Source organism: Novosphingobium rhizovicinum (genome assembly GCF_040813635.1).
GTDB lineage: Bacteria > Pseudomonadota > Alphaproteobacteria > Sphingomonadales > Sphingomonadaceae > Novosphingobium > Novosphingobium rhizovicinum.
Genome location: NZ_JBFNXR010000017.1, coordinates 155,130 through 175,107 on the forward strand (window position 1 = coordinate 155,130; position 19,978 = coordinate 175,107).

Annotated in this window: 17 protein-coding genes; 13 read left to right on the forward strand and 4 right to left on the reverse strand. The window is 63.7% G+C overall.

Features of this window, described 5'->3' with window-relative positions:
• The 10 genes from gor (at position 1) to ABUH87_RS02275 (ending at position 12,798) form a co-directional block, all read left to right on the forward strand.
• On the forward strand, positions 1–1,347 hold the full coding sequence (gene gor, locus ABUH87_RS02230; protein ID WP_367768764.1) for a glutathione-disulfide reductase: 1,347 nt from the start codon (positions 1–3) through the stop codon (positions 1,345–1,347).
• A gap of 163 nt (positions 1,348–1,510) precedes the next feature.
• A complete protein-coding gene (locus ABUH87_RS02235; protein ID WP_367768767.1) occupies positions 1,511–3,037 on the forward strand; it encodes an acyl-CoA carboxylase subunit beta in 1,527 nt (508 codons plus the stop codon).
• 65 nt (positions 3,038–3,102) lie between these two features.
• Positions 3,103–4,308 carry a beta-ketothiolase BktB gene (gene bktB, locus ABUH87_RS02240; RefSeq protein WP_367768770.1) on the forward strand — a complete coding sequence of 402 codons (1,206 nt, stop codon included), beginning with the start codon at positions 3,103–3,105 and terminating at the stop codon, positions 4,306–4,308.
• On the forward strand, positions 4,305–4,742 hold the full coding sequence (gene mce, locus ABUH87_RS02245; protein WP_367768774.1) for a methylmalonyl-CoA epimerase: 438 nt from the start codon (positions 4,305–4,307) through the stop codon (positions 4,740–4,742). The genes bktB and mce overlap by 4 nt, the downstream gene beginning before the upstream one ends.
• Before the next feature lie 163 nt (positions 4,743–4,905).
• Complete coding sequence (scpA, locus tag ABUH87_RS02250) at positions 4,906–7,140, forward strand: methylmalonyl-CoA mutase (RefSeq protein WP_367768777.1); 2,235 nt, start codon at positions 4,906–4,908, stop codon at positions 7,138–7,140.
• Between the two features lie 66 nt (positions 7,141–7,206).
• The gene (locus ABUH87_RS02255; RefSeq protein ID WP_367768780.1) at positions 7,207–8,481 is read left to right on the forward strand and encodes an O-acetylhomoserine aminocarboxypropyltransferase; all 1,275 of its coding nucleotides are present in this window, start codon (positions 7,207–7,209) and stop codon (positions 8,479–8,481) included.
• A gap of 4 nt (positions 8,482–8,485) precedes the next feature.
• Entirely contained in the window at positions 8,486–9,523 is a 1,038-nt protein-coding gene (gene bioB, locus ABUH87_RS02260) for a biotin synthase BioB (protein ID WP_367768783.1), read from the forward strand.
• Positions 9,524–9,609: 86 nt separating this feature from the next.
• Positions 9,610–11,631, forward strand: coding sequence for an ATP-binding protein (locus ABUH87_RS02265; RefSeq protein WP_367768786.1), 2,022 nt, complete (start codon positions 9,610–9,612; stop codon positions 11,629–11,631).
• A 1-nt stretch (position 11,632) separates the two neighbouring features.
• Positions 11,633–12,004, forward strand: a complete 372-nt coding sequence (locus ABUH87_RS02270; protein WP_367768789.1) for a tRNA-binding protein — start codon at positions 11,633–11,635, stop codon at positions 12,002–12,004.
• Between the two features lie 11 nt (positions 12,005–12,015).
• Positions 12,016–12,798, forward strand: a complete 783-nt coding sequence (locus tag ABUH87_RS02275; RefSeq protein ID WP_367768792.1) for an acyl-CoA thioesterase — start codon at positions 12,016–12,018, stop codon at positions 12,796–12,798.
• Positions 12,799–13,201: 403 nt separating this feature from the next.
• On the opposite strand, the gene ABUH87_RS02280 is transcribed toward ABUH87_RS02275, so the two are convergent.
• From ABUH87_RS02280 to ABUH87_RS02295, 4 genes are all read right to left on the reverse strand, one after another.
• Positions 13,202–14,593 (reverse strand): peptide MFS transporter, encoded by a 1,392-nt coding sequence (locus ABUH87_RS02280; protein ID WP_367768795.1) that lies wholly within the window; start codon positions 14,591–14,593, stop codon positions 13,202–13,204.
• A 213-nt stretch (positions 14,594–14,806) separates the two neighbouring features.
• Positions 14,807–15,175 carry a PRC-barrel domain-containing protein gene (locus ABUH87_RS02285; RefSeq protein ID WP_367768798.1) on the reverse strand — a complete coding sequence of 123 codons (369 nt, stop codon included), beginning with the start codon at positions 15,173–15,175 and terminating at the stop codon, positions 14,807–14,809.
• A gap of 104 nt (positions 15,176–15,279) precedes the next feature.
• Positions 15,280–16,392 carry a 3-dehydroquinate synthase gene (aroB, locus tag ABUH87_RS02290; RefSeq protein ID WP_367768800.1) on the reverse strand — a complete coding sequence of 371 codons (1,113 nt, stop codon included), beginning with the start codon at positions 16,390–16,392 and terminating at the stop codon, positions 15,280–15,282.
• Positions 16,383–16,958 carry a shikimate kinase gene (locus tag ABUH87_RS02295; protein WP_367768803.1) on the reverse strand — a complete coding sequence of 192 codons (576 nt, stop codon included), beginning with the start codon at positions 16,956–16,958 and terminating at the stop codon, positions 16,383–16,385. Before ABUH87_RS02295 ends, aroB begins: the two co-directional genes overlap by 10 nt.
• A 57-nt stretch (positions 16,959–17,015) precedes the next feature.
• Between ABUH87_RS02295 and ABUH87_RS02300 the strand changes: the two genes are divergently transcribed.
• Genes ABUH87_RS02300 through ABUH87_RS02310 form a run of 3 tightly spaced genes read left to right on the forward strand, consistent with a single transcriptional unit; the run spans position 17,016 to position 19,954 of the window.
• Complete coding sequence (locus ABUH87_RS02300; protein WP_367768805.1) at positions 17,016–17,162, forward strand: hypothetical protein; 147 nt, start codon at positions 17,016–17,018, stop codon at positions 17,160–17,162.
• Complete coding sequence (locus tag ABUH87_RS02305; protein ID WP_367768807.1) at positions 17,159–19,042, forward strand: hypothetical protein; 1,884 nt, start codon at positions 17,159–17,161, stop codon at positions 19,040–19,042. Before ABUH87_RS02300 ends, ABUH87_RS02305 begins: the two co-directional genes overlap by 4 nt.
• Positions 19,043–19,045: 3 nt before the next feature.
• Positions 19,046–19,954, forward strand: a complete 909-nt coding sequence (locus ABUH87_RS02310) for a tyrosine recombinase (RefSeq protein WP_367768810.1) — start codon at positions 19,046–19,048, stop codon at positions 19,952–19,954.
• Positions 19,955–19,978: the final 24 nt, after the last annotated feature.

The window sequence follows — 19,978 nt, forward strand, 5'->3', positions numbered from 1 at the left end:
ATGCCAGAATTCGACTACGACCTGTTCACGATTGGCGCGGGCTCCGGCGGCGTTCGCGCATCCCGTGTGGCAGCGAGCTACGGCGCGCGCGTGGCGGTGGCGGAGGAACACAGGGTCGGCGGCACATGCGTGATCCGCGGCTGCGTTCCCAAGAAAATGCTCGTTTATGGCGCGCATTTCGCGGAGGATCTGGAAGACGCGCGGCATTTCGGCTGGGACGTGGGAAATTGCACGTTCGACTGGATCAAGCTGCGCGACAATGTCTTGTCCGATGTTGACCGGCTCAATGGGCTCTACACCAAGACGCTCGAAAATGCCGGCGTAGAGATCTTCAACGAACGGGCGACGATCACCGGCCCGCACGAGATCACCCTGGCAAGTGGCGAGAAGAAGACCGCCGGTCGCATCCTGGTGGCCACTGGTGCTCGCCCCCACGTACCGTCCTGCCCCGGACACGAGCTTGGCATCACCTCCAACGAGGCGTTCCACCTCGACGCCATTCCGCGCCGCGTGCTGATCGCGGGCGCAGGCTACATCGCGAACGAGTTTGCGGGCATCTTCCACCAGTTCGGCTCCAAGGTCACTCTGATCAACCGCTCCGACCAGCTCCTGCGCGGATACGATGAATCTCTGCGTGATCGGCTGCTGCAGATCTCCATCATGAAGGGCATCGACTTCCGCTTCCATGCAGAATTCCAGTCGATCGAGAAGACTGACGAGGGGTGTCTGCGCGTTTCTATGACTGGTCACGAGCCGATCGACGTGGACTGCGTGCTGTTCGCGACCGGTCGCGTCCCCAATGTTGAGGGGCTGGGGCTGGAGACCGTCGGGGTCGAGCTGGACGAGAAGAATGCGGTGCGGGTGGACGAGAACTCACGCAGTTCGGTCGAGCACATCTATGCCATTGGCGACGTCACCAATCGGGTTCAGTTGACGCCTGTGGCTATCCGTGAGGGCCAGGCCTTCGCCGACACTGTGTTCGGAAACAATCCGCACACAGTGGACTACTCCTGCATTCCCAGTGCGGTTTTCAGCCATCCTCCTCTCGCGAGCGTAGGCCTCACGGAAGCGGAAGCGCGCAACACACTGGGAAGTGTAGCTGTGTACGAAAGCGACTTTCGGCCCATGAAGAACGTCGTCGCTCATCGAAACGAGCGTTCGCTTTATAAGATGATCTGCGATGGCCAGACGGGCAAGGTCGTTGGCATGCATATGATCGGCCCCGATGCCCCGGAAATCCTGCAGGCTGCAGCGGTTGCCGTGAAGGCAGGTCTGACCAAGGCGGACTTTGACGCCACCGTCGCCATTCACCCGACCATGGCCGAGGAAATGGTTCTTCTGAAGTAGCCGGCGAAGGCGCGCAGTTCGGCCCGGCGATATCGCTGTTCTGCGCGCTGCGATGCAGCACCAGCTGTTAATCGCGCGGTTAAAACCTATTGACCTGCCGGCTCCTTCCTGCCTTTAGACGGGAAACCAGTTCATCAGTTTCATGCGGGGCAAGGGAAGCGCAATGTCAGCCAACATCGCCGAGATGGAAAAGCGCCGGGCAGCTGCGAAGATGGGCGGCGGACAGCGCCGCATCGACGCACAGCATTCCAAGGGCAAGCTGACCGCGCGGGAGCGGCTCGACGTCCTTCTCGACGAGGGCAGCTTCGAGGAAGTCGACGCCTACGTCGAGCATAACTGCGTCGATTTCGGCATGCAGGAGAACACGATCCCCGGTGACGGCGTCGTGACCGGCTCCGGCACGATCAACGGTCGTCTAGTCTTCGTGTTCAGCCAGGACTTCACCGTCTTCGGTGGCGCGGTGTCAGAGCGTCATGCCATGAAGATCTGCAAGATCATGGACATGGCGATGAAAGTCGGCGCTCCGGTGATCGGTCTCAACGATTCCGGCGGCGCCCGCATTCAGGAAGGCGTCGCCTCGTTGGGTGGTTATGCCGAGATTTTCCAGCGCAATGTGCTCGCCTCGGGCGTGGTGCCGCAGCTCTCGCTCATCATGGGGCCCTGTGCCGGCGGTGCGGTTTACTCGCCTGCGATGACAGACTTCATCTTCATGGTGAAGGACAGTTCCTACATGTTCGTCACCGGGCCCGACGTGGTGAAGACGGTCACGAACGAAGTCGTGACACAGGAAGAGCTGGGCGGAGCGGTTACGCATTCGAGCAAGACTTCGGTCTCCGACCTCGCACTGGAGAACGATATCGAGGCTCTGCTCGCGGCGCGCGACTTCTTCGATTTCCTTCCCGCGTCTAACCGCGACGAAGTGCCCGAGCGTCCTTGCGCCGATCCGTGGGACCGGCTTGAGGAGAGCCTCGACACGATCATTCCGCCCAACGCCAACCAGCCTTACGACATGCATGAGGTCATTCGTAAGACCATGGATGAGGGGGACTTCTTCGAGCTCCAGCCGACCTATGCCGGCAATATCATCATCGGTTTCGGCCGCGTTGAGGGCAAGACCGTCGGCGTTGTCGCCAACCAACCGATGGTGCTGGCAGGCGTGCTCGATATCGACTCGTCGCGTAAAGCCGCGCGGTTCGTGCGCTTCTGCGATGCGTTCAACATCCCGATCATTACCTTCGTGGACGTGCCGGGCTTCCTTCCCGGTACTGCGCAGGAGCATAACGGCATCATCAAGCACGGCGCCAAGCTGCTGTTCGCCTATGCCGAGGCCACTGTGCCCAAGATCACCGTTATCACCCGCAAGGCCTACGGCGGTGCTTATGACGTCATGAGCTCGAAGCACCTGCGGGGTGACCTCAACTACGCGTGGCCCACTGCGGAGATCGCGGTGATGGGTGCAAAGGGCGCGGTCGAGATCATCTTCCGTGGCCAGGATGCAGAGGGGATCGCGGCGCGCACGAAGGAGTACGAGGACCGCTTCGCCAACCCGTTCGTTGCCGCCAGCCGTGGCTACATCGACGAAGTGATCTATCCGCACTCGACCCGTCGTCGCATTGCGCTGGGTCTGCGCAAGCTGCGGAACAAGGCGCTCGAGAATCCTTGGAAGAAGCACGACAACATCCCGCTCTAATTGGTGTCCCGCGCGCCGGAGCTTCCTTGCCCGGCGTCGGCAGGCGCAGAGGAACTGAGGCTCGTATGGAAGACATCTACATCGTCAGCGGCGCGCGTACCGCGGTTGGAGACTTCGGCGGTTCGCTTAAGTCATTCATGCCTTCGGATCTGGGCACCATCGTCGTCTCCGAAGCATTGAAGCGGGCGGGCGTTGCTCCGGCTGACGTGCAGCACGTCGTGGTGGGGCAGGTCATGCCGACCAGCGCGCGTGACGAGATGCTCAGCCGTGTGATGGCATTGAACTCGGGCATTCCTGCTGAGGTTCCGGCGCTGACGCTGAACCGTCTGTGCGGCTCGGGGGTGGAGGCCATTGTCTCGGCGGCTCGGGTGATGATGCTGGGTGAAGCCTCGGTCACGGTGGCTGGCGGTGCGGAATCCATGTCGAACGTACCTTACCACGATCACGGCGTGCGCTGGGGTAAGAAGATGGGCGCGAACACGCAGGAGGACGCGCTGACCATCGGCCTTTCCGACGCGATCGGCGGCTTTCATATGGGGATCACGGCGGAAAACGTGGCCGAGCGCCATCAGGTAACCCGCGACGACATGGATGCGCTTGCCGCGACCAGCCACCAGCGCGCCGCCCGCGCCATCGCCGAAGGGCGGTTCAAGGAGCAGATCGTGCCGGTCGAGGTGAAGACCCGCAAGGGTGTCACCGTGTTCGACACCGACGAGCACGTTCGTGGCGAGACGACTGCCGAGGTGCTGGGCAATATGAAGCCCGCCTTCAAGAAGGACGGCACCGTCACCGCCGGTAATGCCTCGGGCATCAACGACGGGGCGGCCGCAGTCGTGCTGGCCACTGCAGCTGAGGTCCAGAAGCGTGGGCTGCAACCCCTCGCGCGGATCGTCGCCTGGGGGCATGCCGGCGTCGAGCCGGAGTACATGGGCGAGGGGCCGATCAGGGCCGTGCCGATTGCCCTGGAGCGTGCAGGCCTCAGCCTCGAGCAGATCGACGTAATCGAAAGCAATGAAGCTTTCGCTGCGCAAGCCGCAGCGTGCGCCAAGGTGCTGGGCTTTGATCCTGAGAAGGTAAATCCCAATGGCTCGGGCGTTTCGATCGGCCACCCGGTCGGCGCCACCGGCACCATGCTCACCATCAAGTGCATGTACGAGCTGAAGCGCATCGGGGGGCGCTATGGGCTGATCACGATGTGCATCGGCGGCGGCCAGGGTATCGCCCTGGTGATCGAGAATGTGGCCGCTGAGCGGCTGGAGAATGCGGCATGAAGTTGGGACGCATGAATCACATCGGCGTCGCCACGCCGGATCTGGATGCTTCCATCGCGTTCTACCGCGACATCATGGGGGCAACGGACATCACCGAGCCGTTCGTGCTGGAAAGCCAGCAGGTCCGGGTCTGCTTTGTGAACACGCCGGGCGAGAACGGAACGGCCGGAACGCAGGTTGAACTGCTGCAGCCGACCACATCCGACTCTGCGGTCGGCAAGTGGCTGGAGAAGAACCCGCTCGGGGGGCAGCACCACATCTGCTACGAAGTGCCGGACATCCATGAAGCGAAGGCCTGGTTCGAGAAGCTGGGCAAGCGCGTTCTGGGCGAGCCGCGCGTCGGCGCGCACGGCACCCTTATTTTCTTCGTGCACCCGAAGGACATGGGCGGCCAGCTTACCGAGATCATGGAGACGCCCAAAGAGGCGCATTAAGCTTTCATCCCCGCCCGCTTGGGAGGGGGTGGCGAGCGCAGGGCCGTGTGACGGTCCGGTTCGCACAGGTGGGTTGCAGCCCACATCAACTCAGGCTGGCCAGCGCGCTGGTAAGCCCGCGTATTCTCACTTGCAGGCGGGTGAGGAGAAAGAGGAACGGACGATGAGCGAGAAGCCGACGATCGAGACGAACCTTGGCGAGGACAGCGGCGCCGCGCCCGAAGCGCGCGAGCTGCCTCAACCCACGTCCGCAGCGGATCTCGAGAAGTGGCGCGCCGCCGCCGAAAAGGAAGTGAAGGGCCGCGATCTGACCTGGCAGACGCCGGAAGGAATCGCCGTCAAACCGCTCTACACCGCCGAGGACGTGAGCGTCGATCCGGGTCTTCCCGGTTTCGCGCCATTCACCCGCGGTGTCCGCGCTTCGATGTATGCGGGCCGTCCCTGGACCATCCGCCAGTACGCGGGTTTCTCGACCGCCGAGGAATCGAACGCCTTTTATCGCCGCAACCTCGCCGCCGGTCAGAAGGGCCTCTCGGTCGCGTTCGACCTTGCTACGCACCGCGGCTATGACAGCGACCATCCCCGCGTCACCGGAGACGTCGGTAAGGCCGGCGTTGCGATCGACACGATCGAGGACATGAAGATTCTGTTCGACGGAATTCCGTTGGACAAGATGTCGGTCTCGATGACGATGAACGGGGCGGTGATCCCGATCCTGGCCTTCTTCATCGTCGCGGGCGAGGAGCAGGGCGTCGAGCGTAAGCTGCTCGATGGGACCATCCAGAACGACATCCTCAAGGAGTTCATGGTCCGCAACACCTACATCTACCCGCCCGAGCCGAGCATGCGGATCATCTCGGACATTTTCGGCTACACCAGCCGCGAGATGCCCAAGTTCAACTCGATCTCAATCTCCGGCTACCACATGCAGGAAGCCGGCGCGACGCAGGTGCAGGAGCTGGCCTTCACCATCGCCGACGGCATGGAGTACGTGAAGTACGGCGTTGCCTCGGGGCTGGATATCGACAAGTTTGCCGGCCGGCTTTCCTTCTTCTTCGCCATTGGCATGAACTTCTTCATGGAAGTCGCCAAACTTCGCGCCGCGCGCGTGCTGTGGCACCGTGTCATGACCAAGCTCGGCGCGCAGGATGAGCGCAGCAAGATGCTGCGCACCCACTGCCAGACCTCGGGTGTGTCGCTGACGGAGCAGGACCCGTACAACAACGTCATCCGCACTACGATCGAGGCGATGGCGGCAATGCTGGGCGGCACCCAGTCGCTGCACACCAACGCGCTGGACGAAGCGATCGCGCTGCCGACCGACTTCTCGGCCCGCATCGCGCGCAACACGCAGATCGTGATCCAAGAAGAGACCGGGATGACGAAGGTGGTCGATCCTCTCGGTGGCTCGTATTACGTCGAGGCGCTGACACAGGAGCTGGTCGACAAGGCCTGGGAAATAATCGAGCGTGTCGAGGCAGAGGGCGGAATGGCCAAGGCAGTGGCCGCCGGCTGGCCGAAGGCGATGATCGAGGAAGCGGCCGCTGCCCGTCAGGCGCGCGTCGACCGGGGCGACGACGTGATCGTCGGCGTCAACAAGTACCGCCTCGCCAACGAAGACCTGCTCGAGACGCTTGAGGTGGACAACGCCAAAGTGCGCGAGGCGCAGATCGCGCGCATCAACAAGGTCAAGGCCGAGCGCGACGAGGCCAAGTGCCAGGCTGCGCTTGACGCGCTTCGCAAGGGTGCGGCGGCTCCGGCGAGCTTGGAGAACAACCTTCTGGCGCTCGCGGTCGAATGCGCCCGCGCTCGCGCGACGCTGGGCGAGATATCGTCGGCGATGGAAGACAGCTTCAACCGCTACGGCACGCAGCCGACACCAGTGAAGGGCGTCTATGCCGCGCCTTACGAGAACGACAGCCGTTGGCAGCAGGTGGTTGACGGTGTGGCCGCTGTCGAGCGCCGCTTGGGACGCAAGCCCAAGCTGCTGGTCGCCAAGATGGGCCAGGATGGCCATGATCGCGGCGCCAACGTAATTGCGTCGGCGTTCGGTGACATGGGTTTCGACGTGGTGTCCGGCCCGCTGTTCCAGACGCCTGAGGAGACGGTTGTGCTCGCGCTTGAGAACGACGTCGACGTTGTCGGCGCCTCCTCTCTGGCGGCGGGTCACAAGACCCTCATTCCAGAGCTGATCCAGCGCCTGCGTGAGCAGGGCCGCGCCGATATCAAGGTGATTGCGGGCGGTGTGATCCCTCCCCAGGACTATGAGTTCCTTCGCAACTCTGGCGTGCAGGGAATCTATGGTCCCGGCACCAACGTGGTTGAGTGCGCTGCCGATGTGCTGCGCCTGTTGGGTCACAACATGCCGCCAGCAGGCGAGCTCGAGGCGGCGGAGTAAACAATTTTGGCGTACCGGCAGTTGCCGGGCGTCGGCACGGTCGCGCTTTCGACGTAGGAGAAGGACATGAGCCAAAAGCTCGAGACGATGACGGTCCACGCCGGAACGGCTCCGGATCCGACGACGAAGGCGCGCATCACGCCGATCTACCAGACGTCGAGCTATGTGTTCGATGACGTCGATCACGCTGCGCGCCTGTTTAACCTGGAGGAATTCGGGAACATCTATTCCCGGATCATGAACCCCACCAACGGCGCGCTCGAGGGCAAGATCGCGGCGCTTGAAGGCGGGGTGGCCGCACTTGGTGTTGCCTCGGGCCATGCCGCGCAGTTTCTGGTTTTCCACACGCTGATGGAGCCCGGCTGCGAGATCGTCGCGGCGAAGAAGCTCTACGGCGGTTCGCTCAACCAGCTCGGCCATTCGTTCCGCAAAATGGCTTGGGAAACGAAGTTCGTTGATGCGGACGATGCCGCGAACGTCGCAGCAGCCATCACCGACAGGACCCGTGCCGTTTTCGTCGAGAGCCTCGCGAACCCGGGCGGGGTCGTCACCGACATTGCTGCCATTGCAGAGGTTGCCCATGCCGCAGGCGTGCCGCTGGTCGTCGACAATACGCTGGCGACGCCGGTGCTCTGCCGCCCGATCGAGCATGGGGCGGATATCGTCGTTCACTCCGCCACCAAGTTCCTCAACGGCCACGGCAACGCCGTTGGCGGACTGATTGTCGACTCCGGAAAGTTCGACTGGAAGGCCTCGGGCAAGTACCCGTACCTGACGGAGCCGAACCCCAGCTACCATGGCATGGTCTTCAACGAGGCGCTGGGCGAGCTGTCGTTCATGGTCGCTTGCCGCGCGCTGGGTCTGCGCGATCTTGGCCCCGCGATGGCGCCGATGAACGCCTTCCTCGCGCTGACCGGCATGGAGACGCTGGCGCTGCGCATGGAGCGTCACTGCGACAACGCGCTGCACCTGGCTCGGTGGCTGCAAGCCCATCCCAAGGTCGCCTGGGTCAACTACGCAGGTCTTCCCGAGAACCCCTACCACCAGCTCGCTCACAAATATCTGGGCGGCAAGGGTGGTGCGGTGTTCACCTTCGGGATCAAAGGGGGCTACGAGGCCGGCGTGAAGCTCGTGTCCGCGGTCAAGCTGTTCAGCCACCTTGCCAATATTGGCGACACGCGCTCGCTCATCATTCATCCCAGCTCCACCACCCATCGCCAGCTTGACGAAGGCGCGCAGATAGAGGCAGGCGCTGGACCGGACGTGGTGCGCGTATCGGTGGGCATCGAGCACATCGAAGATATCGTCGCGGACCTCGCGCAGGCCTTGGAGCAAATCTGACCCGATGACCCAACCTCGAACCGACTGGACCCGCGAGGAAATCGCTGCGCTGTTCGACCTGCCGTTCACGGAGCTGGTATTCCGCGCAGCCGAAGTCCACCGGGCCAACCATCCCGCGAACGAGGTCCAGCTTTCTACGCTGCTCTCGATCAAGACCGGCGGTTGCGTCGAAGACTGCGGCTATTGCTCGCAATCGGTGAAGGCGGACAGCGGCGTCAAGGCGACCAAGCTGATGGAGGTCCAGCAGGTTCTCCAGCGTGCCGCCCAGGCTCGGGACCAGGGCTCGACCCGCTTCTGCATGGGCGCCGCCTGGCGCAATCCCAAGGATCGGGACATGCCCTCCATCATCGAGATGGTGAAGGGCGTGCGTGCGATGGGCATGGAGACCTGCATGACGCTGGGCATGCTGACGCCTGAGCAGGCGGACATGCTGAGCGAGGCGGGTCTCGACTATTACAACCACAATATCGACACCTCGCCCGAACGCTATGATCAGGTGATCACTACGCGCACCATGGACGACCGGCTGGACACACTATCGAACGTGCGCATGGCCGGGATCAACGTCTGTTCCGGCGGGATCGTCGGCATGGGCGAGACGCGCGAGGATCGCGTTGGCTTCATCCACACGCTGGCGACCTTGCCTGACCATCCGCAGTCGGTGCCAGTCAACGCGCTGGTTCCGGTCAAGGGCACGGTACTGGGTGACATGCTTGCCGATACGCCGCTCGCGAAGATCGACGACGTCGAATTCGTGCGCACCGTGGCGGTGGCGCGCATCACCATGCCGCTCTCGATGGTCCGCTTGTCCGCCGGGCGTGAGTCGATGTCCGAGATGACGCAGGCGATGTGCTTCATGGCCGGAGCCAACTCGATCTTCACCGGCGACAAGCTGCTGACGGCTCCCAACGCGGGAGACGATAGCGACATGGCCATGTTCGCGCGCCTTGGCATCAAGCCGATGGCGATCGAACTGACGCCTGCTGAGGTTGAGGCCCAGCGCATGCCGAAAGGCTGTGCGAAGCTGGAAGCGGCGGAGTAACCGGCACCGCTCGACTGGTGCAATGAATTTTGGTTTTTCAGTGCTGCGGCGCGAGGCGCGGCAACTGAGTTTTGGAGGGTACGGGGTTGTTCAAGAAAATCCTCATCGCGAACCGCGGCGAGATCGCGTGCCGTGTGATCAAGACCGCGCGGCGCATGGGCATCCAGACCGTCGCCGTCTACTCCGACGCCGACGCGCGCGCGCCGTTCGTGCAGATGGCTGATGAAGCGGTTCACATTGGCCCGGCTCCGGCGGCCCAGTCCTACCTCATCGCTGACAAGATCATCGCCGCCTGCAAGCAGACCGGAGCAGAGGCGGTGCACCCTGGTTACGGATTTCTCTCTGAGCGCACGTCGTTCGCAGAGGCGCTTGCCGCAGAGGGCATCGAGTTCATCGGCCCTCCCGTTGGCGCCATCGCGGCGATGGGTGACAAGATCGAGTCCAAGAAGCTCGCCAAGGAAGCCGGCGTCAACGTCGTCCCGGGCTTCGTCGGCGAAATCGAAGATACCGAACACGCGGTGCGCATCTCCAGCGAGATCGGCTACCCGGTGATGATGAAGGCCTCGGCCGGCGGCGGCGGCAAGGGTATGCGCCTGGCCTATACCGAGCAGGACGTGCGCGAAGGCTTCGAAGCCGTGAAGCGCGAGGGCCTGAACTCCTTCGGCGACGACCGTGTATTCATCGAAAAGTTCATCCTCAACCCGCGCCACATTGAGATCCAGATCCTGGGCGATAAGCATGGTAACATCCTTTACCTGAACGAGCGCGAGTGCTCGATTCAGCGCCGCCACCAGAAGGTGGTTGAGGAAGCGCCGTCGCCCTTCGTCACGCCCAAGATGCGCAAGGCTATGGGCGAGCAGTGCGTCGCCCTGTCGCGCGCGGTGGGTTACTACTCGGCCGGCACGGTGGAACTGATCGTCTCGGGCGCGGACCCGACGGGTGAGAGCTTCTACTTCCTCGAGATGAACACCCGCCTGCAGGTGGAGCATCCCGTCACCGAGGCAATCACCGGTGTCGATCTGGTCGAGCAGATGATCCGCGTCGCCGCAGGCGAGAAGTTGGAGATGACGCAGGATGATGTGAAGATCGAAGGCTGGGCCATCGAGAACCGCGTCTATGCGGAGGATCCTTATCGTGGGTTCCTGCCGTCGACCGGACGTCTGGTTCGTTACCAGCCGCCGGTCGAGGGCTGGACGGACGATGGCCAGGCGAACGGGCGCCGCGGCATCGATGGCGTCCGCGTGGATGACGGCGTCTACGAAGGCGGCGAAGTCTCGATGTTCTACGACCCGATGATCGCCAAGCTGGTGACATGGGGCGAAACCCGTGACGAGGCGGCGGACAAGCAGATCGCCGCGCTCGACGCATTCGAGATCGAGGGCCTTGGTCACAACATCGATTTCGTCTCGGCCATCATGCAGCACCCGCGTTTCCGCTCGGGCGAACTGACCACCGGCTTCATCGCCGAGGAATACCCCGAAGGCTTCCACGGCGCGCCGCCGTCGGACGAACTGAAGGCCAAGATCGCTGCCGTTGCCGGCTTTATCGCCACCGCTCGCGCTGACCGCGCGCGCCGCGTTGACGGCCAGCTTGCCAACACGTTGCCGCCGCCGTCCGAGTGGACGATCACCATCGCCAACACCGCGTTCGAAGTTGCGGTCGAGGAAGACGAGGTCACCGTGAACGGCCAGGTCGTGGACCTGGAGATGGAGTATACTCCAGGCGATCGACTGGTTGAGGCAGAAGTCGGGGGTGAATTGCTTGGCCTTCGGGTGGAGCCAACGCGCAACGGGCTGAAGGTCACAACCCGCGGTGCCATTCACAAGGTCGCGATCCTGCCCACGCGCGTTGCATCGCTTTCCTCGCACATGATCGAGAAAGTCGCGCCGGATCTGTCCCGCTTCCTGATCTGCCCGATGCCCGGACTTCTGGTGTCGCTCAGTGTTGCCGAGGGCGACAAGGTCGAGGCAGGCCAGCCGCTGGCAGTCATCGAAGCCATGAAGATGGAGAACATCCTGCGCGCCGAAAAGTCGGGTACGGTCAAAGCCGTGAACGCGAAGGCCGGCGAGAGCCTTGCCGTCGACGCGGTGATCCTCGAACTGGAGTAGCATGCACCTCGATCATGATCCGAGTGCGGCGGCCGGTGAGGAAATCGGCTTCGGCGATTTCCTCAAGGTCGACATTCGCGTGGGCACGATCATCGCTGCCGAAGTCTACGAGCGCGCGCGCAAGCCGAGCATGAAGCTGCGGATCGACTTCGGGCCCGGCGTGGGTGAGCGCAGGAGCGTTGGCCAGGTGGCCGCGCTCTATGCGGCTGAGGACTTGATCGGCCGGCAAGTGGCGGGGGTTGTGAACTTCCCGCCGCGCCAGATCGGCAAGGCGCTGTCCGAAGCGTTGACGCTTGGCTTCGCGGATGAGGAGGGCAGGGTGGTTCTGTTCTCTCCGGACAAGCCGGTGCCGAACGGCTCGCGCCTTTTTTGATGGACCAGAGTTTGTCGAGTTTTGCAGACGTGCTCACCGGTGCGAAGGCAACGGCGGAGGGCCGTGTCGTAAGCGTGCCGGAAACATGGCATCAGGGGCGCACTGCCTACGGCGGCTTTTCGTCCGCTCTGGCTCTGGCCGAGGCGATGCGCGTGGGAGGGGAATTGCCGCCGCTCCGGTCGGCGCAGATGGCCATGATGGCTCCTTTGTACGGAGACGTCGAGGTGCGCGCGCGCGTGCTGCGCAGCGGGCGCAACGCAATCTGGATGGCCAGTGAGATTTATGGTGAGAAGGGGCTCGGCTTCACAGCGAGCTTCGTCTTCATGCGTCCGGTGGAGAGTACGGTCTCCCTGAACGACTGCGAGATGCCCTCTGGCGTCCTGGTTCCAGAAGAGGCGCAACCACTCTCCCGAGATCGGGGAGCAGTGTTCCTGCGCAACAACTTTGACGTGCGCTTTGCGCAGCCTCCCAGTGACGAGCGGCGCCCGGAAATGTTCTGGTGGGTTCGTCCTCGGGAAGTGACGGCGCTCGATCCCACTGTGGCACTGCTGCTCACGGCCGATGCTCTGCCGCCGGGCGTCATGCGGTTGCTTTCGCCCAGCGTGCCGGTCAGCACAATGCACTGGCAGGTCAATCTGCTGACACCCGAGCCGGAAACCGTCGACGGCTGGTGGCTGCTGCGGTCCACTTCCGACTATGCGAAGGATGGCTGCTCTAGCCAGAGGATGGCATTGTGGAACGCGAAAGGCGTGCCGATGCTTACCGGGGTGCAGTCGATCGCATTGTTTGGTTAGCAGCGATTCAGAGCTGCGTCCTTGACATTATGAACCATATGGGTTATATGCTCCGGCCATCCGGCTAGGGCCAAGTACACGTCCTCGCCGGTGTTTCGGGCCGGCGCCGAGGGCGAAGAGCAATGCGATGAAATCGCGGCTGCGTCCCCAAAGCGCTTGCACCGGAGCGGTGCTTTACAAGGACCGGCGCTCGACTTGCGAGCCCGCTTGCCCGGTCCGCACCGCATCCGAAGGGCCGAGCCGAGGTCACCACGCCAGACGGCCGTTCGCGATCCAACGTGGTTTCCCGCGCTCTTCGCGAAGAGCGCCCCGGTTCCGGCCCGATGTTCACTCCGGCCTGCCGAACTTCCCTCCTGGCGTTACCCCGCATTCGCCAGCGGGCGCAGGCGCTTGCCTGCACGGCTTACACGTCTTGCGGCGTGTTCAGCACCTTTCCGAGTGTCACCTTCAGAAGGACAAAGGCAACAAGACCCACAGTCGCTGCGCCCACGTGCAAGAGCCAGAACTGTACCGTGTCCATCGTTGAGTACCAGCCACCCACGGTGCCTACGACCATGTTCGCGCCTACGAAAGCGAGGTAGTAGATGCCCACCACCGTTCCCGTCAGCGCGCGGGGGGCGACTTTGGTGAAGAGGGCGAGGCTGACAGGCAGGGTGTGCCCAAAGCCGATACTGTTGAGGATGTGGAACATGACCGGCCAGAACAGGCCGATCTTGCCGTCCCCCTGCGTGGCCGCCGCCATGACGAGGCACAGGGCGCCAGCGATAGTGAACACGCTGCCGATGATCATCTTGCCGAGCTCGTCTGGCTCGCTGCCGTACTTGTCGGCATACCACTTCCAGAAGGCGGTGACGGCGACCAGCAGAGTGAAGCTGGCAGTCGCATCCACGGTGATCATCCAACTCGTCGGTACCGTCGTACCGAAGAACGTGAGCTGGAACTGCTCATCGGCCCAGACGAGGTAGGCGTTGAAGATCTCCTGGTTTACCAGCAGCGCCACGGCGAGGACCGGGATCAGCAGCAGCAGGACGAGCAAGCGTGGCACGTCGGTTTTGTGCAAGCGGTCTGCCGGCGCTTTCGCTCCTTTGGCAGGGCGGTTGTCCGCCGGAAGCCAGGGTTTGGCGTAGATGTACAGCAGCAGCCCCGCGACCATGACGAGGCCCGCGCATCCAAAGCCATAATGCCAGCCCACCTTCTCGCCCAGCGTGCCGGAAACCAGCGGAGCAGCGATGACGCTGAGCTGGATCGCGATGTAGAAGATCTGGAATGCGGTGGCGCGGCGAAGGTCCTTGGTGCTGTAGAGTTCGCCCACCTGGCTGGCGATGTTGCCCTTGAACAGCCCCACGCCGACGACCAGCGCCAGCAGCGCAAACAGGAAAGCGCTTTCGAACGCCATCAGCAGGTGGCCCAGCGCCATCACGGCACCGCCGAGGACGAGTGTCACCCGCCGCCCTAGCCACCGGTCCGCAATGATCCCGCCCAGAATGGGCGTGAGGTACACAAGCCCAGTGTAGTCCCCGAACAGGCGCGAGGCGAAAGGCTGTCCCTCCAGCCCTCCGTACCAGCTCTCTTGCAGCGCCTGGAGGCCGATGACGTTGCCAATGTTCTCGGGCAGCAGCAGATACTTGGTCATGTAGAGGACCAGCAACGTCTGCATGGAATAATACGAAAACCGCTCGCAGCCCTCGACGAAGGCAAGGAAACCGAGGCCCTTGGGGTGGCCGAGAAAGGCGCGGTCGTCGCGGCTCGCGACAGTTTCTGGATCGATCTGCGGCGTGGCTTCGGCTGCGGTCATGCGTCTTCCGTCATGCTGGCGAAAGGCGGTGGCTTAAGGCTTGTCAGGCGCCGCGTCTGTCCCGTGCCTGCGGGGCGTAGCGCTTCATTGTCGGCAAGAAAGATCGGCGCCGCGCAAAAAGGCGGCAGGTCCCGATGAACCTGCCGCCCCGAGCGCCTCCGGTCCGGAGGCACTACGGCCGCCCCCCGGTGGCAACTTATGCCAGAGGAATGCCTAGAAGACGGGAAAGGGCACTCCGTAGTATCCATAGACCTGTCGCGCGTAGATCTCGTCCCAGACGGGGTCGCGATCACGATAACGGGGCGCGCCTTCCAGCTTGTCTTTGTCGAGGTCGACGACGTAACCGCCCTGGGCTTCCTCGTAGTCCAGCATCTCCCAGGGAAGCGGGTAGTACTCATTGCCGATGCCAAGGATGCCGCCGAACTCCATGACAGCATACTCGACACGGCCGCTGCGCTTGTTGACCATGAAATTGCGGATGGAGCCGAGGCGCTCGCCCTGGCGATTGTAGACCTTGGTACCTTCCACCTTGTCTGAGGCGATCAGGCGGTCGGTTTCGCTGATGGCGACGGGCTCGGTCATCGCGGCTCTCCCTCGATTTGGTGTAGACCAAGGAAACGGCCCGCGCGCGCAAGGGTTGCCGCACTTCTGCGAGCCATCGCGCAAGGATCACGCGTTGCCGATACTCAGCCGTCGGTCGAGAGTTCTTCGTCCAGGAAGGCGGCGATGTCGGTCATGTCCACATCGCGGTCCAGGAAGGCCTTCCCAATGCCATGAAGCAAGACGAAGGGCAGGGTTCCCGCGTCCATCTTCTTATCATGTAGCATATGTCCGGCAAGCACTCGGCCGTCGCAGTCGAGGCCAAGGCCGGACAAGCTCGCGGGCAGGCCGATGGCGCCGATGTGCTCGGCCACCCTCTCGGCCGAGGCATGAGGCATCAGGCCTTTGCGGGCCGAGTAGCGTGCGGCCAGTACCATGCCGAGCGCAACGGCCTCCCCGTGCAGCAGAGCGCTCGAAAACCCGGTCTCGGCTTCCAATGCATGGCCGAACGTATGGCCCAGGTTCAGCAGCGCGCGTGTGCCCGTTCGCTCGAACTCATCTTCCGCCACGATTGCAGCCTTCGCCGCGACATTATGGGCAACGGCGTACTCTCGTAGTGCCGCATCACCGCCAAGCATCGTAGCGCCGTTGGTTTCGCACCAGGCAAAGAAGTCCGCATCGCCCAGCAGCCCGTACTTCACGACTTCGGCGTAACCGGAGAGCAACTCCCGCTCAGGCAGCGTCTCCAGCACGGCGAGGTCTGCCAGCACAAGCGAGGGCTGGTGAAAGGCGCCCACGAGGTTCTTGCCCGCGGGCGTGTTGATCGCGGTCTTGCCGCCGACACTGGAATCCACCTGAGCCAGCAAGGTGGTTGGAATCTGAATGAAGTGACAGCCGCGCTTGAGGATTGCGGAGCAGAAGCCGGTCAGGTCACCGATCACACCGCCACCAAGAGCGATGACATGGTCGCCTCGCTCCACTTCAAGCGTCAGCAGCCAGTTGACCGTCGCCGCGAGTTCATCCCAGCTTTTCGTCTGCTCGCCCGGGGGCAGGATTCGCCAGTGCGGCTCGTGCCCGTTCTCGCGCAGCGCAGTCTCGACGACCTCACCCCAGGCGGCATACACATTCGTGTCGGTGATGATCGGAACGCCGCGCTTGCGCAGGCGCCCGCGGCAATGCTCGACCATCTCGGGCAGAAGTCCGGCGCCGACGCGCACTTCGTATGGCCGACCAGCTATGTCGACCGGGATCACAGCCACTGGGCAATTCCCTCCAGAACGCGGTTGACGGTTTGCGTGTGCGGACCGTTGGCGCTGATCACGTGGATCGGCGCCTGTGAATAGGCGGGCGCACGCTCCTCACGCAGTCGGCCCAGGATCTCGCGCGGATCACCATCACGCAGCAGCGGGCGGTTATCCTTGCGTGCAGTACGCTCGACCAGAGTGTCGACATCGCTGTCGAGCCACACGGCGAGGGAGCGCTCCAGAATAAGCTCGCGCGTTGCCGGATTGCAGAAAGCACCGCCGCCGGTGGCGATCACGGTTGGAGTGGCGTCCTCTGCCAGCAGCCGGGAAATCACGCGCCGCTCACCATCGCGAAAGTAGCTCTCGCCGTACGACTCGAAGATTTCGGGAATTGTCATGCGCGCGGAGCGCTCGATCTCATCGTCCGCATCTACGAACGGCCAGTGCAGGATCGTTGCCAAGCGTTTGCCGACACTCGATTTGCCCACACCCATCATGCCGACCAGCACCACGGGACGGTCGATCCGGGCCGTAATCCGGGCAATTTCCTGTTCGGAGAAACGAGGCTGCTGAACGTCCATTGCAGCGGCCCCTATAGTTGGGCTAGGTCGGCGCGCAAGCATGCTTGAGGAAGTTGAGTGAAAGGTCGCATTGGCAGGCGGGTGATATTGATGGCGCTGTTCCTGCCCGTTGCCGCGTTGCTCGGCTACGCCTGGGTGGATGGCGGGCGTCAGCCCCTTCGTGATATCGCAGAGCCGCTCCCGGTGCCGAGGGCGCCGAAATGAGGCCAGCCCTCCTGATTGCGGGCGCCGCCTTGACGTTGAGTTCGGCGCTGGCGCTGGCGCAAGGTGCGCCGGAGTCCCTGCTGCCGCCCGGCTTCAACGACCCTGCGCCCACGCCCGCGCCTCGACCGAGCCCTGCGTCCAAGGCCGCTCAGCCGCGTCCCGCTCCCGCGCCGTCGCCTGCACCCTCAGCAACCGTCTCCGCCCCGGTTATTCAGCCGCTTCCGAGCCAGTCCCCCGCAGAGCCGCCGACCCCGACGAGCACTGAGGAACAGGGTGAAGGGACACTCAAGCGACTGCCTTCGCTGGACGAACTGGCACGGATGACCCCTGAGGATTTCCAGGAACTGCTCGGGCTGAAGCCGGACTTCGACATGCCATCGGGCGCCCGACGCGCAATGGTCAACGTCGGCCTGATTGATGAGAGTGAAGGCGGGCTCGCCGGGGATGTCCTGGCGCGACAGAATGGCCGTCTGGTTCGCGCCTCGCTGGCGGGGAATCGTGGGACGCTGGTGTCGCGTTGGGGCCATATCCTTCTGCGGCGCGCGCTCGCCTCGCGGCTTGACGCTCCGCATGGAATGACCCCGCAGGAGTTTCTCGCCCTGCGCGTCGGCCTGCTGCTGCGCATGGGCGAACCCGACGCGGCTCGAGCGATCATGCAGGACATCAACGCGGGGAACTATACGCCCGAGCTGAACGCGATCGCGCTCAACGTCTACGCCGATAACAGCGACTTCACCGGCATCTGCCCCGTGATGGCCGCGCAGACTGCGGACCGAGAGGAGCCGCAATGGACCGTCGCCAAGAGCATGTGCAGCGCGTTTCGCGGCAATGGGGCGACGGCTGCAGCCCAGCTTGAGCGCTATCGGGTTCGCGGAATCATGCCGCGGATCGATCTCCTCCTGGCGCAGAAGTATGCCGGCGCTGCCGGTCGCTCGCGCCGTGCCGTTACCATCGAGTGGGACGATGTCACGGACATGACGCCCTGGCGGTTCGGCTTGAGCAACGCCGTGGGTGTGGAACCGCCGCAGCGGCTGATGAACGATGCTGGGGTCCGCTATGATTACGTCACGGCAGTGGCGCCTGCGGTGAGTCTCTCCCGCCGGGCATCTGCCGCCGATCGGGCGGGGGCCACGGGGGTTCTCTCCAGCGCGGCCATGGTTGACCTCTATGGCCAGCTCTATGCTGACCCGGATATCACCGGAGATTGGTCTGACAGGGCCGAGAAGCTGCGCGACGCCTACGTCCTTGAGGATCCGTCGGCTCGGCTGGCGGCCATTCGTTCGCTCTGGGAAGGCGCGGCAGGGAAGCCGCAGACCTACGGGCGTCAGGTGCTGACCGCCCGTGCAGCGGCGCGCATGCCGGTCAATGCCGAAATGGCCGAAAGCGCAGCTCCGCTGATCGCATCCATGCTCGCGGCGGGTCTCGACGCCAATGCCATGCGCTGGGCGGATGTGGTCGAGCCGGGTAGTGAAGGTTGGGCGCTGCTGGCACTCGCCAATCCGAATGGCTCGGCAAGGGTGAGCAACGGCGACATCGCGACCTTCATCGATAGCGACGAGAGCGATCGCGCCCGCAAGTCTGCTTTCCTGGTGGCAGGCTTGGCGGGCTTGGGCCGGATCAGCGCCGATGCCGTGAACGATTATGCGTCGGACCTTGGTATAAACCTGGGTGGCGAGACCCGCTGGACACGAGCCATTGAGGGCGCCGCCCGCAATGGCGATGAGGTGACAGTCGCGTATCTTGCCGGGTTGGGGATGCAGGGCACCAGCTGGTCGCAGATGACGCCCCGTTATCTCTATCATATCGTCTCGGCACTGCGCGCGGTGGGTCTTGAGGCCGAGGCGCGGATGATCGCGGCCGAGGCTGTCGCGCGGGTCTGAGCAGTGACAGCGCATCCTTCCGCCTCTGAGCGGAGCGACGCGGTTGAGAGCTTTCTCTCCATGCTCGCCGTCGAGCGCGGAGCGTCGGCCAACACGCTGGATGCTTATCGTCGCGATCTCGAGGCGACCCGTGCTGCAATCGGCGATCCGGCGTTCGCAGATGCCGATGCGCTGGCGTCGCTCGGTGCCGCATGGTCCGGGCTGGCCGCCTCCAGCCTTGCAAGACGTTGCTCTGCCCTGCGCCAGTTCTTTGGTTTCCTGATCGACGAGGGGCTGCGCGAGGATGATCCTTCGACTGCCTTGCCCAGACCGCGTATCCGCCGTCCTTTGCCGCGCCTTCTGAGCCAGGACGAAGTCGCGCGCTTTCTCGCTCGGGCTGAAGAGGAAGCGGCTGGCGACGAGCCTCGCGCCGTTCGCCTCTTGTGCCTTCTGGAGCTTCTCTATGGGTCGGGCCTGCGGGCGAGCGAACTCGTGGCGCTGCCCGTCAATGCGGTTCCTCGCGATGCGCCTTTCCTTCACGTCACCGGCAAAGGTGGGCAGCAACGCATGGTCCCGGTCAGCGGAAGGGCGCGGCAGGCGCTGTCGCGCTGGCTTGTGCTGCGCGCGCCAGGCTCGCGCTTTCTGTTCCCTTCGCATGGTGCATCGGGGCATGTCACAAGGGTGCGCTTGTTCCAGCTCCTGCGCGACCTGGCGGTTGGGGCCGACATCGACCCGACCCGTGTTTCGCCGCATGTCTTGCGGCACGCCTTCGCCACGCACCTGCTGGAGGGCGGGGCCGATTTGCGGGTGCTGCAGACGCTGCTTGGTCATGCCGATATTTCGACGACGCAGATCTACACCCATGTCGACAGTGCGAGGCTGGTGGCACTGGTGAACGCCCGCCACCCGCTTGCCCGACCTCAACAGACTTGATCCGGAAACACTAGGGCTGGGAAC

Excerpts from the sequence above, each read along its gene's own strand:
- gor (WP_367768764.1), top strand. The coding sequence starts at position 1 with ATGCCAGAATTCGACTACGACCTGTTCACGATTGGCGCGGGCTCCGGC.
- ABUH87_RS02235 (WP_367768767.1), top strand. The coding sequence starts at position 1,511 with ATGTCAGCCAACATCGCCGAGATGGAAAAGCGCCGGGCAGCTGCGAAG.
- bktB (WP_367768770.1), top strand. The coding sequence starts at position 3,103 with ATGGAAGACATCTACATCGTCAGCGGCGCGCGTACCGCGGTTGGAGAC.
- mce (WP_367768774.1), top strand. The coding sequence starts at position 4,305 with ATGAAGTTGGGACGCATGAATCACATCGGCGTCGCCACGCCGGATCTG.
- scpA (WP_367768777.1), top strand. The coding sequence starts at position 4,906 with ATGAGCGAGAAGCCGACGATCGAGACGAACCTTGGCGAGGACAGCGGC.
- ABUH87_RS02255 (WP_367768780.1), top strand. The coding sequence starts at position 7,207 with ATGAGCCAAAAGCTCGAGACGATGACGGTCCACGCCGGAACGGCTCCG.
- bioB (WP_367768783.1), top strand. The coding sequence starts at position 8,486 with ATGACCCAACCTCGAACCGACTGGACCCGCGAGGAAATCGCTGCGCTG.
- ABUH87_RS02270 (WP_367768789.1), top strand. The coding sequence starts at position 11,633 with ATGCACCTCGATCATGATCCGAGTGCGGCGGCCGGTGAGGAAATCGGC.
- ABUH87_RS02280 (WP_367768795.1), bottom strand. The coding sequence starts at position 14,593 with ATGACCGCAGCCGAAGCCACGCCGCAGATCGATCCAGAAACTGTCGCG.
- ABUH87_RS02285 (WP_367768798.1), bottom strand. The coding sequence starts at position 15,175 with ATGACCGAGCCCGTCGCCATCAGCGAAACCGACCGCCTGATCGCCTCA.
- ABUH87_RS02295 (WP_367768803.1), bottom strand. The coding sequence starts at position 16,958 with ATGGACGTTCAGCAGCCTCGTTTCTCCGAACAGGAAATTGCCCGGATT.
- ABUH87_RS02305 (WP_367768807.1), top strand. The coding sequence starts at position 17,159 with ATGAGGCCAGCCCTCCTGATTGCGGGCGCCGCCTTGACGTTGAGTTCG.